General features: G+C 61.3%; 15 protein-coding genes and 1 pseudogene. 10 read left to right on the top strand and 6 right to left on the bottom strand.

Annotation, left to right across the window (positions count from 1 at the left end):
* On the top strand, positions 1-1,065 hold a 1,065-nt coding region (gene istA, locus M0R80_26450), incomplete at its 5' end, for an IS21 family transposase (GenBank protein MCK9463179.1).
* A pseudogene (locus M0R80_26445) lies at positions 1,038-1,334 on the top strand (ATP-binding protein). The gene istA and the pseudogene M0R80_26445, both read left to right, overlap by 28 nt.
* A gap of 50 nt (positions 1,335-1,384) precedes the next feature.
* Here the strand turns inward: M0R80_26445 and M0R80_26440 are convergent.
* A complete protein-coding gene (locus M0R80_26440; protein MCK9463178.1) occupies positions 1,385-1,600 on the bottom strand; it encodes a helix-turn-helix transcriptional regulator in 216 nt (71 codons plus the stop codon).
* Positions 1,601-1,716: 116 nt separating this feature from the next.
* Here M0R80_26440 and M0R80_26435 point away from each other — a divergent pair, with 116 nt between their 5' ends.
* From M0R80_26435 to M0R80_26405, 7 genes are all read left to right on the top strand, one after another.
* On the top strand, positions 1,717-2,256 hold the full coding sequence (locus tag M0R80_26435; protein ID MCK9463177.1) for a hypothetical protein: 540 nt from the start codon (positions 1,717-1,719) through the stop codon (positions 2,254-2,256).
* 5 nt (positions 2,257-2,261) lie between these two features.
* Positions 2,262-2,480, top strand: coding sequence for a hypothetical protein (locus M0R80_26430; protein MCK9463176.1), 219 nt, complete (start codon positions 2,262-2,264; stop codon positions 2,478-2,480).
* A 157-nt stretch (positions 2,481-2,637) separates the two neighbouring features.
* On the top strand, positions 2,638-3,477 hold the full coding sequence (locus tag M0R80_26425; GenBank protein ID MCK9463175.1) for a hypothetical protein: 840 nt from the start codon (positions 2,638-2,640) through the stop codon (positions 3,475-3,477).
* 54 nt (positions 3,478-3,531) lie between these two features.
* Entirely contained in the window at positions 3,532-5,229 is a 1,698-nt protein-coding gene (locus tag M0R80_26420) for a DUF3631 domain-containing protein (protein MCK9463174.1), read from the top strand.
* A gap of 3 nt (positions 5,230-5,232) precedes the next feature.
* Entirely contained in the window at positions 5,233-5,979 is a 747-nt protein-coding gene (locus M0R80_26415; GenBank protein ID MCK9463173.1) for a phage Gp37/Gp68 family protein, read from the top strand.
* Between the two features lie 218 nt (positions 5,980-6,197).
* Positions 6,198-6,506: a helix-turn-helix domain-containing protein gene (locus M0R80_26410; GenBank protein MCK9463172.1), complete on the top strand. Its 309-nt coding sequence runs from the start codon at positions 6,198-6,200 to the stop codon at positions 6,504-6,506.
* The gene (locus M0R80_26405; protein ID MCK9463171.1) at positions 6,496-7,566 is read left to right on the top strand and encodes a tyrosine-type recombinase/integrase; all 1,071 of its coding nucleotides are present in this window, start codon (positions 6,496-6,498) and stop codon (positions 7,564-7,566) included. The genes M0R80_26410 and M0R80_26405 overlap by 11 nt, the downstream gene beginning before the upstream one ends.
* A gap of 284 nt (positions 7,567-7,850) precedes the next feature.
* Here the strand turns inward: M0R80_26405 and M0R80_26400 are convergent, their stop codons facing one another.
* The 5 genes from M0R80_26400 to M0R80_26380 all read right to left on the bottom strand — a co-directional run bounded on the left by M0R80_26400 (position 7,851) and on the right by M0R80_26380 (position 13,792).
* Complete coding sequence (locus M0R80_26400) at positions 7,851-8,291, bottom strand: ferritin family protein (GenBank protein MCK9463170.1); 441 nt, start codon at positions 8,289-8,291, stop codon at positions 7,851-7,853.
* Positions 8,292-8,431: 140 nt separating this feature from the next.
* On the bottom strand, positions 8,432-12,040 hold the full coding sequence (locus M0R80_26395; GenBank protein MCK9463169.1) for a PAS domain S-box protein: 3,609 nt from the start codon (positions 12,038-12,040) through the stop codon (positions 8,432-8,434).
* A gap of 50 nt (positions 12,041-12,090) precedes the next feature.
* Positions 12,091-12,588: a hypothetical protein gene (locus M0R80_26390; protein MCK9463168.1), complete on the bottom strand. Its 498-nt coding sequence runs from the start codon at positions 12,586-12,588 to the stop codon at positions 12,091-12,093.
* A 307-nt stretch (positions 12,589-12,895) separates the two neighbouring features.
* Entirely contained in the window at positions 12,896-13,366 is a 471-nt protein-coding gene (locus tag M0R80_26385) for a MarR family transcriptional regulator (GenBank protein MCK9463167.1), read from the bottom strand.
* Between the two features lie 207 nt (positions 13,367-13,573).
* Positions 13,574-13,792: a hypothetical protein gene (locus M0R80_26380; protein ID MCK9463166.1), complete on the bottom strand. Its 219-nt coding sequence runs from the start codon at positions 13,790-13,792 to the stop codon at positions 13,574-13,576.
* A gap of 395 nt (positions 13,793-14,187) precedes the next feature.
* Between M0R80_26380 and M0R80_26375 the strand changes: the two genes are divergently transcribed.
* Positions 14,188-16,146 carry a hypothetical protein gene (locus M0R80_26375; GenBank protein ID MCK9463165.1) on the top strand — a complete coding sequence of 653 codons (1,959 nt, stop codon included), beginning with the start codon at positions 14,188-14,190 and terminating at the stop codon, positions 16,144-16,146.
* Positions 16,147-16,253 lie beyond the last annotated feature (107 nt).

The following is a 16,253-nucleotide window of genomic DNA, read 5'->3' as shown; positions in this document are numbered from 1 at the left end:
GACACGGGCAAGTACAAGCGCACGCGGCTCTTCCTGATGACGCTGGGCTACAGCCGCAAGGCGGTGCGGCTGCTCACCTTCCGCTCGAGCGCCGAGATCTGGGCGAAGCTGCACGAGGAGGCGTTTCGAAGGCTCGGCGGCTCGACACGCGTGGTGGTGCTCGACAACCTCAAGGAGGGAGTGCTCAAGCCGGACGTCTACGACCCCGCGCTCAACCCGCTCTACCGCGACGTGCTCGGGCACTACGGCGTCGTGGCGCTGCCGTGCCGCGTCCGCCACCCGGACCGCAAGGGCAAGGTCGAGTCCGACGTCGGCCACACGCAGAACACGGCGATCAAGGGGCAGCGATTCGAGACGCTCGACGCGGCGCAGGCCCACCTCGACCACTGGAGCGAGCGCTGGGCCGACACGCGCATCCACGGCACGACCAAGCGCCAGGTGAGTGCCATGTACGCCGAGGAGAGGCCGCACCTCCAGCCGCTGCCCGCGCTCCCCTTCCGCTACTACCGCTTCGGCGAGCGCACCGTGCACGTCGACGGCGCCGTCGAGGTCGACCGCGCCTACTACGGCGCGCCGCCCGGCTGGATCGGCCGCAAGGTGATCGTCCAGTGGGACTCGATCTGCGTCCGCCTCATCGACCCGCGCTCCCACACGCTGCTGCGCGAGCACACGCGCCAGAAGCCGGGCGGCTACCGCGTCCGCGAGGAGGACCGGCCCGCGCGCACCCCGCGCTCCACACTCCAGCTCCTCGAACGGGCGCGCGTCGCCGGGACCGCCATCGGCGAGCTGTGCGCCCGCGTCCACGCCCAGTACGGCGAGACCGGCGTCCGCGGCATCCTCGGCGTCCTCTCCCTCGTCCGCAAGCACGGCCCGGACCAGACCGACCGCGCCTGCGCCGCCGCCCTCGACGCCGGCGCGCCCACCTACCGCTGCGTCCGCGCCTACCTCGACCGCTTCGCCGAGCCCCCGATCTCCGTCCGCCAGGTCGACCCGCTCATCCGCGAGCTGACCCACTACCGCGACGTCGTCCAGCGGATGACCTCGCACCAGGAGGAGTCCCCATGAATCTCGTCGAGATCGATACCGCCCTGCGCAAGCTCCCGCACAGCGCCGCCGAGGACCTGCTCGAGCTGATCATGCGCCGCTACGAGCGCGCCAGCACGCTCGTCACCTCCAATCGTCCGGTCGAGGACTGGGGCAAGCTCCTCGGCGACACCGCCGCCGTCTCCGCCATGCTCGACCGCCTCCTCCACCACGGACACGTCCTGCGCTGCGGCCCTAAAAGCTGGCGAACCAAACATGCGGGCTTGAAACACGAGGAGAAGAAGAAGTAGATCGATCCCAGATCAGGTCCCGGCCCGACTGGCCGCTTTTGACCTGTCTTTCACTGGCCGCTTTTCAACTGTCGACCGGGGAGGAAGACCGCCAGGCGGTTCAGGGTAGAGATCGTGAGGTTCTGTCTTCCTGCCTCGACGATCTGTAGGTACTGCACTCCGATATTGATGGCCTCGGCAACTTGCGCCTGGGTCAGGTTCCGGTTGGTCCGTATCTCGGCTATTCGTCTGCCAATTCCGGCCAGGACTTCCTCGTTGGTCGCCATTAGCCGGAACGATACGGCTTTACTTTCTTCGGAAAACGCCTAATATAATATGGTGTTATAGGTCTTTCGGGGGTCGTATAATGGAAACAATTCTGGAAAACAAGGAGAGGTGCTCCATGAAGTGGCTACTGTTTGCCCTGGCGGCGGTGGTGTGGGCTTGTTCTGGTTCGCCCGACTCGGGAGATCCCGACGGCTCTACTGATTCGGACTCAGATTCTGACACAGACGGTGACATCGATACCGACTGCTCTGGGGATGGGATCTGTGACGATCCTCCGGACAGTTTCTGTTCTGAGGACGGCACACAATTTATCGAATATACAGGTGAAGCTACTTGTACAGCAGGGGAATGTAATTATTCAACTGTTGCTCATGATTGTACGGCCGACGAGTGGGAAGGAGATTGTGTTATTGATTCAATTGATAACGAAGCTAAGTGTAACGACCCTTGTGTAAATTATGATTGTAGTTGGGCTGCTATTCCTCATTGTTTGCCTGATATGACTTATTTAATAGTTTATTCAAATCCTCAGTGTACTCTTGATGGTCCTGGAGATAGTCCTGTTTGTGGATTTGATGACTCAAACCATGTTCTGACTCCCTGTCCTAACGGTTGTGTAGTGGTCGAAGATGGTCCCGATTACTGCCAGGAGTAATATAAATGGAAGCTTTAGTATTCTTTCTAACGATAGTTCTTAATACAGTAATTATCTTCTGTTGGGTTCTTCTCGCAGGTATAGGTATTTATATTGGTATGTATCTTGGCGAGAGAATTACTAATTGGTTAATTGCGCGAAAGGAAAAGACAAGTGAAAAACTTCATGGCTCTGCTAAAGCGGATGTACATTCCGTTCTTTGGGAAAGCCCCACACTGACCTGAAATACCTCTGAATTACCTTTCCCCTTCTCCCTGGATCGCCAATGAATGAATATAAACAATAGGTTGAACGTTGGATGCACTCCAATATAACATTATCCCCTTAAAAGTGTCCAAAAATGACTTCATTTTTCTTCCTGTGGCTATAGACTGATGAAGGGTGATCATCTTTCGGGACCGTGAGGTGCTCGCTATGGCCCAATCGAAGAAATCATATCCGGTCGCGCTTGTGGATAATGCCCGCGAAAAGTTCTTTGCGACCGTTCTGCGTCTTGTTCCCGAGGCACGTGTTGCTCTCGTCGAAGAGGCCTTCCCCGCGTGGAAGCAGCATTCCAAACTCCTCCCGAAAGTTGTGGACCATCGAACTTTTGGTGCCCACGAAAAGGAGACATCCCGGCGGGCCATCAAACCGATAGAAATGTGGATGAGCGACTTTCACATTGCGACTCCAGAAGAGAACTGGGTTGCCGATATCGTGTGCGACACATTCATTTTCTGGGAAATCAACGGTGGGCAGCCCTCTCTGGAATCGTTGGATTTAAAAAATCCCATGGTGTTTTATCGGGGCAGACCAGATCCTATACCTTCAGAGGAGTGCGCTTTCCCGTCGTTTAGACCTTTCTGCGGCGGTTGGGTTCCGGCTGGCTTTGATGAAGAGAAAGCGCGCAAAATCATCAATACAGAGTTTCATAAACATCTCGATCAGTACATTGCCAGAATGAAGAAACTGGCCGAGAAAAATGATATTGACACAAACAGCAAACGAAATCCTAAAACGAGCGCAAGTTCGCCCGAAGAGCGGATGGTGTGGTTGGTGCAGCGCGTCGTTCTGGAAATGTCTCCAATACAAATAGCGAAATTCGAGAAACGCGAAAACGCGAATGCCGTGCGCAGGGCAAACTTGGTCGGAAAGACAGTCGCCGAAATTGCAGAACAGATAGGAATACGGCTCTTGCCGATACTACTGGGCCGTCCTCGTAGGACAGGAAACTCGGAATAGAACACCCGAACTGTTCTTCCACAATTCTTCCACGCAGAAAGGTGCTCCAATGGGATGACACCGAGCAAGGGGCTCGGCGCGTTGCCGGAGGGAGCAGCTTTGGAGGACTTGAATTCGATGGACAGCGACTTGAACGACGAAGAGGAGTCCCTGCAGTGTCTTGGGCCCGCACAGACGCGCAAAGACGCCATTGCGGGAAATCGTGTCGGAGATGATGACACAGACATCTTCGCGATTCTCAAGACGTTGACGCAGGACGATCCTGAGGATGTCAAGCGATGCGCGCTGATGGAGTTCGCGTCGCTCCTATTGAAAAAGAAGAGTATCGAGTTCGTGATGGCGCGCGACGTCGCGGTAAGGACGCTGCGCAAGAGGGGGTTCGGCTCGCCAGCGGAGACCATCGATGCGGCGATCACGCGCTGCCAGCTCGAGCGGTGGGCTGCGGAGGAGAAGGAAGAAGCTGAGCGACAGGCGGCCGAGGCTTCGGTGCCCGTCGATGGGGCCAAGCTCCTGGATGACGTCGCCCGAGAGATCCGCGAGCACGTCATCTTGCCTGCGCACAGCGCCGACGCTGCAGCGCTGTGGGTGCTTCACGCCCATGCGCACGACGCGGCCACCCACTCGCCGATCCTCGTGTTGCGGTCCCCCGAGAAGCGGAGCGGGAAGACGACGATGCTCTCGTTGCTCGGTGAGATCGTGCCGCATCGAAGCTCAGCCGCCAACATCACGCCGGCGGCCCTATACACCATTGTCAACTATGAGCACCCGACCCTGCTAATCGACGAAGCCGACACATTTTTGGCTGGGGAGGTGATGCGCGGCATCCTGAACAGCGGTCACGATCGCAGGCAGGCGTTCGTGGTCAGGCGCAGCGGGGCAGACGTAACCACGTACTCGACCTGGTCACCGAAGATCGTCGCCCTGATCGGCGACTTGGCCGATACCCTGCGCGACAGATCCATCACGGTCGAGCTTCGACGTAAACTTCCAGAAGAGCAGGTTGTCCGCCTCGGCGCCTCTGACATCGCGCTCCTCCATGAGCAGAAGGGCTCGGCGTTCTTCTGGGTGAAGCAGCACCTCGACGCTCTGCGGACCGCCGACCCAGAGATCCCGGGAGCGCTGCATTCCCGTGCGGCCGACAACTGGCGCCCCCTCATCGCCATCGCCGATCTCGTCGGAGGATCCTGGCCGGACAGGGCGCGCACGGCGGCGATCATGTCTGTGGATTCCGACGACGAGGGCTCCGTGACCGAGCAGCTCCTCATGGACATCAAGGAAATCTTCTCAGACATCGTCGAAGCGCGAATCAGCTCCGCCGAACTCGTCGGCAGGCTGTGCCAGCTCGACGATCGCCCATGGAAGGAGAGCGCGTTCGGGCGCCGTCTGACGCCCAACCTCCTCGCTTCGAGGTTGCGGGCCCACCGCATCCGACCAAAATCGATCCGGTTTGAGCGCGGGACGCTGAAGGGGTACGAGCAGTCCCAGTTCGACGACGCGTTCAAGCGGTACGTCGGGAACACCGCGTCCGGGGCGCATACAACCGGAACACCGGGGCCACGCGGTGGTGACCATGTCGCCATCGAGATCGAGGTCGCGACCGAAGCGAAACAAGTGCCGGTTCACGAGGACCGATCGCCCCGTCTCGACGAGTCTTGCCCCGGCGTTCCGGCTTTCGTCGGCCGTGTTGGAGGCGACGATGATCTGCAACTTTTTCCCGCGCCAAACGGAGTGGGACTTAACCCGAGGGATTGAAAGATGAGCACAAAAATCAGTTGGACCAACGAGACGTGGAACACAGTCACCGGCTGCCAGAAGGTCAGCGCGGGGTGTGCACGCTGCTACGCCGCGACGATGACCCGACGGTTGAAGGCCATGGGCCAGGAGAAGTACCAGGCGGGCTTCTCCGAGGTCGTGACCCACCCTGAGTGCCTCGGGGAGCCTTACAAGCTGCGGAAACCGAGCATGGTTTTCGTGAACTCGATGTCCGACACGTTCCACAAAGACGTGCCGGTGGAGTTCATCCAGAAGATCTTCTCGGTCGCGGTCGACTGTCCCCGGCATACGTTCCAGGTGCTCACGAAGCGCAGCGAGCGGCTCGTGGAGCTGGCGCCGCAGCTGCCCTGGCCCGCCAACGTATGGATGGGCGTCAGCGTCGAGAACGAGCGGCACGTAAACCGCATCGATCATCTGCGGCAGGTTCCGGCCGCCGTCCGGTTCCTCTCGATCGAGCCGCTCCTGGGGCCGATCCCCAATCTCAACCTCGACGGGATCGACTGGGTCATCGTCGGCGGTGAGTCGGGTCCGGGATCCGAGCCCGTACTCGAGGCGTGGGTCGTCGACATCCGCGATCAGTGCCGCGAGGCTGGTGTCGCTTTCTTCTTCAAGCAGTGGGGCGGACGCAACAACAAGAAGGCCGGGCACCTCCTTCTCGGGGAGACGTGCCAAGAGATGCCTGACGCGGCGAATGTCGTGTCGAGAGTGGTGACGAAGCCCGCTGCGTAGGCGGTAGGGCGACAATGGTTGGCCGAGGTGAAGACCCACGGCCGTGAACAAGGAGAGCCGGTGGGGTGGGGATTCATCCTGCCGGCTTCTCCGATAACGCGGTGTCGTTGATGCAGATATTCCTGCCGTGACAACGGCTGACGCAGACTGACAGGGGAGCGATCGCTCCCGCAGCGACATCTCTTTCGGCCGCAGAGACGCGGCATGGAGATGTTGAGATGCCCTATCGATTTCAAGGTGCAGAGGCGGAAAGCCTCGATGCCGTCCAGACCGATCGAGATCCCGGTGGTGGGGTTCCCCCTGGTTCGGGATCAACACGGAAGTGGCTCAACTACGAGCAGGCCGCCGACTACACCGGCTGGTCCGTGCGGTACCTCCGCAACCTCGTGAGCGCGGATCAGATCCCGGTCTACGGGCCGCTCCGCTCGAGACGCTTCCGCGTGGACATGCTAGACCTGTTCCTGACGAACCGTGATGCCGCGATGCGCAAGTTCCTGGCTGAGAGGAGCTCGCATCATGGCGACTGAGGTCCACTTACGAAAGTTGGCGAATTCGTGGCAGTACGACTTCAAGCCTCCCGACGGGGATCGGGAGAGGAAAGGAGGCTTCAGGACGAAGCAGGCGGCTCTCTGTGCCGGTCAGAAACGGCTCGTGGAGATCGAGGCGGGCGGGAAGCAGATCACCCTCGACGAAGCCTACAAGGCGTACATGGCGGCGATCCAGATGAAGGACCGTGCTCGCGACGTCTACGAGCACCACTGGACGCGCATCAAGCCGATCCTCGGCCACCTGTACATCGAGGAGATCACCACCTCGGAGCTGGACGTGTTCAAGCAGAAGATGCCGAGCAACCTCGGCCCGCGTACCGTGAACCATCACCTGACGCTGATCCGCGCCGTGCTCAGGTTCATGTGGAAGCGGGAGAAGCTCGCCAAGCTGCCGTACATCCCTACCCTCTCCGTTCCGAGGAAGGATGCGCCCTGGTACACGACAGCGGAACGGGATCGACTACTCGACGGGATGTTTCACCTTCGCCCGACCTGGTACCTCTTCTTCTACTTGACCTGTCGGCTCGGCCTTCGCAGGGGCGAGGTGTACGCGATCTCGAAGGACAAGATCCGCGACATCCCGCCGCAGCTCGTGGTCGACGTGCAGGTGCAGACCGGCACGAAGACGCGACCAGCGATGATCACGACGCGGAAGAACAACGAGGCGTACACGCTGGAACTGTCGCAGGACGTAGTCGACGCGATCAAGTGGCACATCGATCAGGGCTACGCGGGCTCGCACTACCTCTTCGGCGACGACAAGGGCGGCTTCCCGGTCTGGGTCGACAGCTACAAGAGGCCGCTCCGCTACGTACAGAAGAAGGTCGGCCTTCGGCGACTCGGGCACCACGCGATCGGCAGGCACTCGGTGGCGAGCCAGGCTGCCACGGGAGGTCAGTCGATCAAGGCGATCCAGGCACAGCTCGGCCACCGCTCGGAGCAGAGCACGCACCGCTACGCGCACCTCGGATCGGGCGCACAGCTTCGCGTCGTCGATTCGCTCGCACCGGCAACGCCACCGCACGCTGCCGGACAGTAAAAATCGGATTCCGTGTCAACGTCGTGTCAACGGAGGGTTTTTCGGAAAAGCTGCGATCGCGGAAACCCGCGTCGTTCCTGGCGCGCCCAGCAAGACTCGAACTTGCGACCCCCGGTTTAGGAACTCGTTATCAACGACCTCGGCAAACGGGCGATTTTGTTATCTTTTCCTTGGTTTCTCAATAGGTTGAGAACGAACATTAGTACCACATACAGCGCCAAGAAAACAAACGATTCTCCGGCGTTTTGGTACCAGTTTGGTACCGGTTTTCAGGGCCGTCACGTTCAGCTCAACCTCTGCTTCCGCTTCGCCAACTCGGCAGCGTGCTCGGCCTCGACCCGCGCCAACTCGACGAAGAACTCCTTCGCCGGACCATCGAAGAAGTCGGCGAAGGCGTCGTAGTACATGGACGCTTTGTTCTCGGCCTCGAAGGCGATGTCGAGCGCCTGCTCCAGGGTCACGCCGTCAGCGAACCGCCACTCGGGCAGCGTCTCGATCATCTCGACCTCGCCCTCGGCGCGACTCGGGAGCGGGCCGTCGGCGATCTCGCGGCTCTTCACCTCGATCGCCCGGGCGTGGAGGACCTCTTGCTCGGCGAGCCCGGCGAGGAACGCGCGGCTCTCCGCGTCCTCGGTGCTGTCGGCGAGAAGCCCGTAGAAACGGGACGCGGCGAGCTCGGCCTCGATGGCGTTCCGGATCGCCTGGCGCGCGGTGATCGTGGTCATCTGCTTGCCTCCTTCGAAAATGAGGGAAAACCGCACAAGCGATCCTCCGGGACTCGTCCCCGTTCCTATTTCGCACCCGATTTTGACACGGTCACAAACACGTCAGCCCCGATCGTCGTCAGCCACGTCGATCTTCGATTCTACAGTTTCGCCTCCGGACCCGGCTCATCCAGCACGGCGCGCACTTTTCGAGTGAGCGCGGCGGCGCTGAACGGCTTCCCGATGAAGTTGGTGCCTTGATCCAGGGCGCCATGGTGGACGATGGCTTCGTCCGTGTAGCCCGAGGTGAAGAGAACCCGGAGCCCAGGGGAGAGCTTCGCCAATCGATCAGACAGCTCTCGTCCGCCCATCTGTGGCATCACCACGTCGGTCAGGAGGAGGTCGATCGCGTCCCCGTGCTTCTCGCACAACAGCAAGGCTTCGCCTCCGTTCGACGCGGCGAGCACCCGATACCCTGCTGTCCGCAAGATGCGCTCCGTCAGCCTGCGCACCGCGTCCTCGTCCTCGACGACAAGCACCGTCTCGCTTCCCGTGGGTGCCTCGGACACCGGCTTCAGTGCCGCCTCGACCGCGAGAGCGTTCACGCGCGGCAGGTAGACCTTGAAGGTCGTGCCCTGTCCGGGCACGCTGTAGATCCAGATGTTGCCCCCGCTCTGCTTGACGATGCCGTAGGCCGTGGAGAGGCCGAGCCCCGTGCCCTTGCCCCTCTCCTTGGTCGTGAAGAACGGCTCGAACACGCGGCTCTGCGTCTCGGCGTCCATGCCGCACCCCGTGTCGGTCACAGACAGCAGTACGTACCGACCGGGTACGACGGCGACGTGCCGCTCCGCGTAGTTCTCGTCCAACTCGACGTTGGCGGTCTCGATGGTCAACTTGCCGCCTTCGGGCATGGCGTCGCGCGAGTTGACCGCCAGGTTCATGAGCACCTGCTCGATCTGGCCGCGGTCCGCCGTGACGTTGCCAAGATCCTCGGCGAGGTAGGTCGCGACATCGACGTCCTCGCCGAGGAGCCGTGTGAGCATGCTTTCGATGTCGGTGACCACGTCGTTGAGGCTCAGCACCTCGGGCGCCAGCATCTGCTTGCGGCCGAAAGCCAGGAGCTGTCTCGTCAACACCGCAGCCCGGTGCCCCGCCTTGCAGATCTCCTTAATGTCCGATCTCACAGGATCGGACTCGCGCAACTGTTCGATTGTGAACTCGGCGTAGCTGATGATGACGGCGAGCAGGTTGTTGAAGTCGTGCGCCACGCCGCCCGCGAGGCGGCCGATTGCCTCCATCTTCTGGGCTCCCCGAAGCTGCTCTTCGAGTTCGAGGCGCTTCGCCTCCGCCCGCTTGCGCTCGGTGATGTCCACGAAGGAGCAGATGATCTGGTTGCTCGTGGGGATCACTCCCACGGACATGAGGCAGTTTCGGACTGCGCCGTCCTTCCGGTAAAACGTGAACTCGTACTGGTCGGGGGCGCTCTTGGGGTCGATGAGCCTCCTGCTGTTGTACTCCTGTAACCGGCCGAGGTCCTCGGGCGGAATCAGCGTCAGCCAGCTCTGCCCGATGACATCGGCCTCCTCGTACAGACTCAGCTTGCTGAACTCCCGGTTGACCATCGAGATCATCTTGTCGCGCTCGATGATCGCCATCGCAGACGCGCTGGCCTCGAAGATGGTCCGGAATTTCCCCTCGCTCTGACGCAACGCGATCTCGGCCAGTTTGCGCTCGGTGATGTCGCGAATGATCATGCTGCTCCGCACGGAGCCGGATCGCTCCTCAAAGAGCACGGACGACACTTCACCGGGGAACGAGGAGCCGTCCTTCCTGAAGAAGGCCAGCTCTCCGAACGCCTTGCCATCCCTGGCCCTCGTCGCCAGCAACCCGACCAGACGGGGGTCCTTGGGATCAAGAATGGCATCGCGTCCGAGCGTATGGATCTCCGCCTCGGTTCTGCCGAACATGTGGCACGCCGCCGGGTTGGCGGACAGGACGCTGCCGTCCGGGACGGTGAGGAGCACGGCATCCAGGCTGTTCTCGAACAGCATGCGGTAGCGCTCCTCACTCTCCCGAAGCGCGACCTCCGCCCGCTTGCTCTCGGTGATGTCCTCGCAGATAGCCACGGTGCGCAGGGGCTTGCCCGCGCTGTCGCGCACGAACGAAGCGTTCAAACGCACCCAGACGATCGAACCGTCCTTGCGCACGTAGCGCTTCTCGTTCCGGTAGTCGGGCGTCTCGCCGCGCACTGCGCGGGAGAACAGCTCCCAGTCACGCTCGCGATCGTCCGGGTGCGTCAGCTCCCGGAACTGCATGGCGCGCAGCTCCTCGTCGCTGTAACCGGTGATCTCGCGGTACTTCTCGTTGTACCGGCCAATCCGCCCGTCCCGCGGATCTACCTGAACGATGCCGACGGAAGTCACTTCGAACACCGCGCGGAAACGCGCCTCGTTCTCGCGCAGCGCCTGCTCGACCCGCTTGCGCTCGGTGATGTCCTTCACGATGTGCACGAAGCCTTCCAGTCGGCGGTCCGAACCGAGGATGGGCCAGGCGAGCAGCTCATAGCATCGGTCGCCCTGCTCCAGCATTCCGACGGCGGGTTTGAGGGCTTGTCCCACCTGGCTGCACGGGCAGGCCATGATAGGGATATCGGTCCCGTGCAAGAGATCGAAGCACTTTCGACCGATGATCTCTTCTCTCGGTCGACCTATAGCAGCGCAACCCGCATCGTTGATTTCGACGAACTCGTGGTTCGTGGAGATGACACAGACGGTGTCCGAGATGGCGTTGAACGTGCCGCTCCACCGCTGGGCCGACGCGCGAGTCGACTCCTGTGCCAACTGGTGGGCAACACGCGCACGCAGGGTGGCAATGCCGTAGCCGAGGTCGAGGGCCATCTCTTCGAGCAGCTTCAGCTCTTCGCCGTCGAACGCGTCCGGCTCCGCAGCGTAGAGGTTGAGGGCTCCGGCGACCTCGCCGTCGACCCGGAACGGCAAGGCGACCGACGAGAGGAAGCCGCGCAAGAGGGCCGCCGCGTTCCACGGAGCGAACTCCGGGTCGGTCGCGATGAAGCGCGCGACGGCCGTCTCGCCGGTCCTGATAGCGCGTCCCGTCGGCCCGTGCCCTCTCGCATCGTCGCCCCAGGTGACCTGCAGCGCGGTGGTGTAGCCCTCGTCGACCCCGGCCGCCGCGACCGGGCGCACCGACCTCGCCGCGTCCGACTCCTTGAAACCGATCCATGCCAGACGGTATCCGTGTTCCACGGCGAGCGCGCAGACGTCCCGCAGAAACCGATCTTCGTCGCTCGCCCGAACCAGCGTCTGGTTGCACTTGCTGAGCGTCCTGAACGCTCGTTGGGTCCGGTGCAGGACCGCCTCGACGCGCCTGCGTTCAGTGATCTCCACCGAGAAAACCGCCACACCGGCGGGAACCGGCTCGAACCTCAGCTCGAACCAGCCGCTCGATCCGTCCGGAAAAACGAACTCGTTCTCCATCTTCTGGGAGATGCGTTTTTCCATGCTCTGCCGGAGGACCGCGAACATGGCGGTGGCCTCGATGTCGGGGTAGACCGCCTGCATGGTGCGGCCGACCAGATTTTCCCGAGTCGTGCGACCTTGTGCGGCCACGGCGTGGTTGACGTAGAGGTAGCAATAGTCGGGGCCGATGACTTGGCAGCCTTCGAGGAGATCATCGAGCACGCTGCGCGGCAGATCGTCGGGCGAAACCGGATCTCGGCGGGATCTCTTCTCGGAATCGGGCGATTGCGTCATGGCTGGCGGATCCCCTGGTTACGGGCGCTTCGGAGCAGCACGGGGCTGACTCAACCGGGCGTGAGCCCCTGCAAAGTTCTCGACAGCTCGGCCACGTGCTGGATCTCCTCCTTTGTCATCCCATCGAGCCGTGCGAGGACCAGGTCGTCGACCACCAGCGCGCGCAGCCCGGTGTAGAAGGCGATCGTCTCCTTTTCGAGCCCGATGGCGACCTTGAATACCTCGGGCATACTCTCGCTTCCCGCGATCGCCGCAATTTCCTCCGGGGACTTATCGAACGCGGCTCCGGAGAGCCAGGTGCGGAGGTACTCCGACACCGTCTCGTCCGCCTCTCGATCGATAGGCCCGGGACCTCCGAGATCCGCCTTCACCCCCGCCCACACCCGCGCGTGCTCCTCCTCCATCCCTTGGAGGGCGGTGAGCACCTTGCGGATCTCGGGGTCCGTGGATCGCGCGGCCGCCTTCCCGTAGTACGCGGCCCCGTTCGTCTCCATCTGGAACGCGAGATCGACCAGATCCTCGAATGCCAAACCGATCGCATTGTCCATCCTCAACCTCCTTGATCACTTCCGAAACAACGAAGCAAGCCGCTGGGCAACCCGTGCGCCCAGAAGGTTCGGTCGTGTTCTCGTCTGCGGTACTCACCAAGATAAACGGTCAACGACAGGAATGCTTTAGGGGGGCATGCTCGCTCCTCGGCTTGGACGTCCTCCCAGGACGACATGTGCCCTTAGATCCAGCTCGCTCGTGGGGAGGACGTATTTTCAAAGTAAGGCTGGTTTCGCTCGGGGCAAGCGGACGCGCGGCATCTTCCTTCGCAATCGCGATCAGGCGCACGAGTCCGCCCAGCAGGAGCTATGCGTCCATGCCCTTGCGTAGCAGCTCATCGAGGCGTTGCAGCGCTTCCAGGCAAGCGTCGCGCTCGCCGGGGGCCATCCTGCCCAGCAGCGACCGGCTCCACTCGTGCACGCGCTTCCGGTACTGCTGCACCATCTTCCGGCCCAGGTCGGTCAGCTCGATCATGACGACGCGACCATCGGCCACCGCCCCACCTGGGGAGCCTCGGAGCTTCCGGACGAGCCCCGCCTTCGCGAGCCGCGCCACCATCTCGGACGTGGTGCTCTGGGCCGACCGGATCGCCTTCCCCAGGTCACCGACCGACAGAGCCTCGCGCCCGCCGATCTCCGCAAGGACCCTGTACTGGGAGTTCGAGATTTCGTCGCGCACGCGGGAGCCGGTCAGGGTCTCCAAGCGGAGCAACAGCTCCTGTACGGGCCCGTCGGCATCCTCCGCCATCTGTTGAATGGGATCAGTCGTTGCGTTCATGTCTCCTCCACAGTCCCGAGATCTGGTTCATCCCCTGCACCGGGGCGGGCCAGGCGGCGCTTCACCTCCGGCCTTCTCGCGCGTTTGGGCTACTGTTCCACAAGACGGGAAGGCGTGCCCACTTTTACGCCTACGCCGCCGCGATCGTGCTCGCGATCAACGACTTCGTTCCTCCTACTCGACGCCCTTGTCCAACGTGATGATCGCTCACACGTCCCGCAACCGACTGGGGTCGATGTACACGTGGAACGCGCCCTCGTTGAGCTTCTTGCGCAGGATGCCCATCACGAGGGGCAGGGCGACGACGCGACTGGCAACCTTCTTCTCCTCGTCCACGAAGTGGTGTCCGTCGACGTGCTCGATGCCTGGTTTTATATGTAGAAAACCGACCTGGCGTGTCTGCGTGACCCTATTTTTTTGTTGCACCGGAAGCCGTTTTTCAGGACACTACTTCAACACAAGATCAGTTGACGGTTCAAAAGCGGGGGGGGGCGCATTGAATCACCGGGTCAGGAACCGTTGTGGCGACGTGTCGTGCAACGAAGACATGGCTGTCTTCTGTACACCGCGGCACAACTTGGGCCATCCGGGCAGCGACAGTTTTACGGTCGCGCCAGCCTTGGTTCAAAAAAATATCATGATTGCGGGATGTTGTTCGTTTTTCGCTAGTGTCGGTTGCCCAGAAACGAAGGTGGCCTGGTAGTTGCTAGTTGGTTCGGCGACCGGCAGAGATCGTGTTCGGAAAACGCGTTGGCGGAAGGGGCCGTTCACTTCGGGTTTCCTCGATGAGATCTTGGGGGACCTCGGAAAGGAGTTCGCAGATGCGCTTCCACACAGGTAAGGGTTTGTTTGCGTTCGCACCGTTCTGTACTGCCCTGGTCGTCTCGATGGGAGTCGACTGCTGTCAGGAGCCGGTCGTCTTCCCGGAACCTGTCCAGGGGTCTTTCGCCCCTGACGAAGGCAGTGAACTGATCCAAGCTTGGGACTTCGCGACTTGCGAGGCAGGCTGGACCTCATCTGCAACCAACGGCAACCCGGTGTGGAGCTGCGGCGAGCCGACGATCGGGCCTCGGGCTGGCGTCGAGGGCAGCGGCACGGTGCTCGCCACGAAGATCAACGTGGAGATCCCGGCGAACATGGATGAGTCGATTATTTCACCGACGGTCGATCTGTCGGCAGAAGCTGGCGGAAGCGTCTTCCTCTCTGTCTGGCACTGGTACAACTTCCCTGGCGCGGTCGACGGCTGGTCGAGCGGTGGCGGACGGGTTGAGGTCTTTAGTAACGACCAATGGGTTCCGATCGAGCCGGCCGGCGGATACGACGGCACGATCAGCGCCTGGGGCAAGTCCCTGAATGGGAAGCAGGGCTTCACGGCCGCCGGGCTGCCGCGGGTCTGGCGCCAGAGCTACTTTGATGTCACCCCCTACATCGGGCCCCAGTTCAAGGTTCGTTTTCATGCGGTGAACATTGTCGATCTCAACAAGGAAGGTTGGTACATCGACAACGTCGAGTTATGGCGCGGCTCGGTTAGCGCCCACGTCCCCTCCGCAGATCTTGGCGCCTGCGAACCGGGTCGGTCCCTCACGTTCGCTTTCAACTCCTGCGACGAAGGCTTCGGCGTTCTCGGAGACAAGGTCTGGCAGTGCGGGGTACCGACTCGGGATCGCGGGATGAGCCAGTACGACGGTCCGTTGACCGACGGTCCTGCTTTTGATCGGGATGACTCGGGTCTTACTTGGGGTACGGAGCTGTCCGGGCATCTCCCCAAGGGCGCAGAGTCCGCGCTGGTGACGCCAGCGGTGAACGCCGGCGGTTGCGCCAATGGCAGCCTCAAGCTCGGGTTCTGGAACTGGTATCACTTTGGCACAGGCGGTGGCGGATTTGTCCAGGCCTTCGACGGCATCGGCTGGGTTGATGTCGCTCCCGAAGACGGCTACCCTGGAGTCATCGGTGGCGGGATGCAGTGGCGGAAGGCTTATGGGCACGACGCGTTCGTGACCACCAACGACAAGCCATCCGGTTGGCAGTACCAAGTTATTGACCTGACGCCTTTTATCAACAACGAGCTCCGGGTCAGGTTTGTGGTCAGCGCAGACAACACCGCCACTCGCCCCGGCTGGTACGTTGATACCGTCGAGTTCGTTCGAGACATTCTGGATAGTGTTTCTCCGCTCCAGGGAACACCGAACGAACCGATGTGCGGCCTCGCGACAACATCGCTATCAGCTGCGGACGTTGATCCCACTGTAAAGCGCGATCCTTGCACTGAAGGGGAGCCGGTCTTGGATTGGCAGTCTTTAGAGAATGAAATCACGCCCAATGGCCCGGTGACGACGCACTCCTTCGATGTGCAGCACCCGGAGGGCGGTTCACTGTGCATCGTGCTGTCCAACGGCTCTCCGCGCTTTTCTTCAACATCGATTAGTGTCGACGATCAAGTCTATTATGCCAACGAAGGGTTCGACGCGCAGACAAATATCCTTCGGAAAGTCATTCCGGCTTCAGGCCGCGCCTCACATATTGAAGTGAATTTGGATGGGGAACCCGGTTCGAATGCGGAGATCCAAGTCCTCCATTTGGACAGCGAAGGGACGAAACCCATCTTCCGTCCGGACGGATCCGCGACATCGTTCTCCAACCTCACACTCGGCTATCACGATGAAATGCGGTACACCGGAGAAGAGAATCCGAGAACGGTGAAAATGTATGATATCAATTTTGACATAGAACTACCTAAAACCGTTTATGGAACAATGGGAATTGGGATTCCCCCGATTTAGTGGACAGTTTTCTCATGCTGCCACAGGCACCTGCTTCTCCGCCAGGGTTTCGAATTCGACCGGGCTGACGTAGCCGAGGTACGAATGCCGCCTTTGCCGATTGTAGA

It is taken from the genome of Pseudomonadota bacterium, assembly GCA_023229365.1.
GTDB lineage: Bacteria > Myxococcota_A > Polyangia > JAAYKL01 > JAAYKL01 > JALNZK01.
The sequence above is the reverse complement of the archived record's forward strand: the minus strand, read 5'-3'. Positions and strand labels throughout refer to the sequence as shown.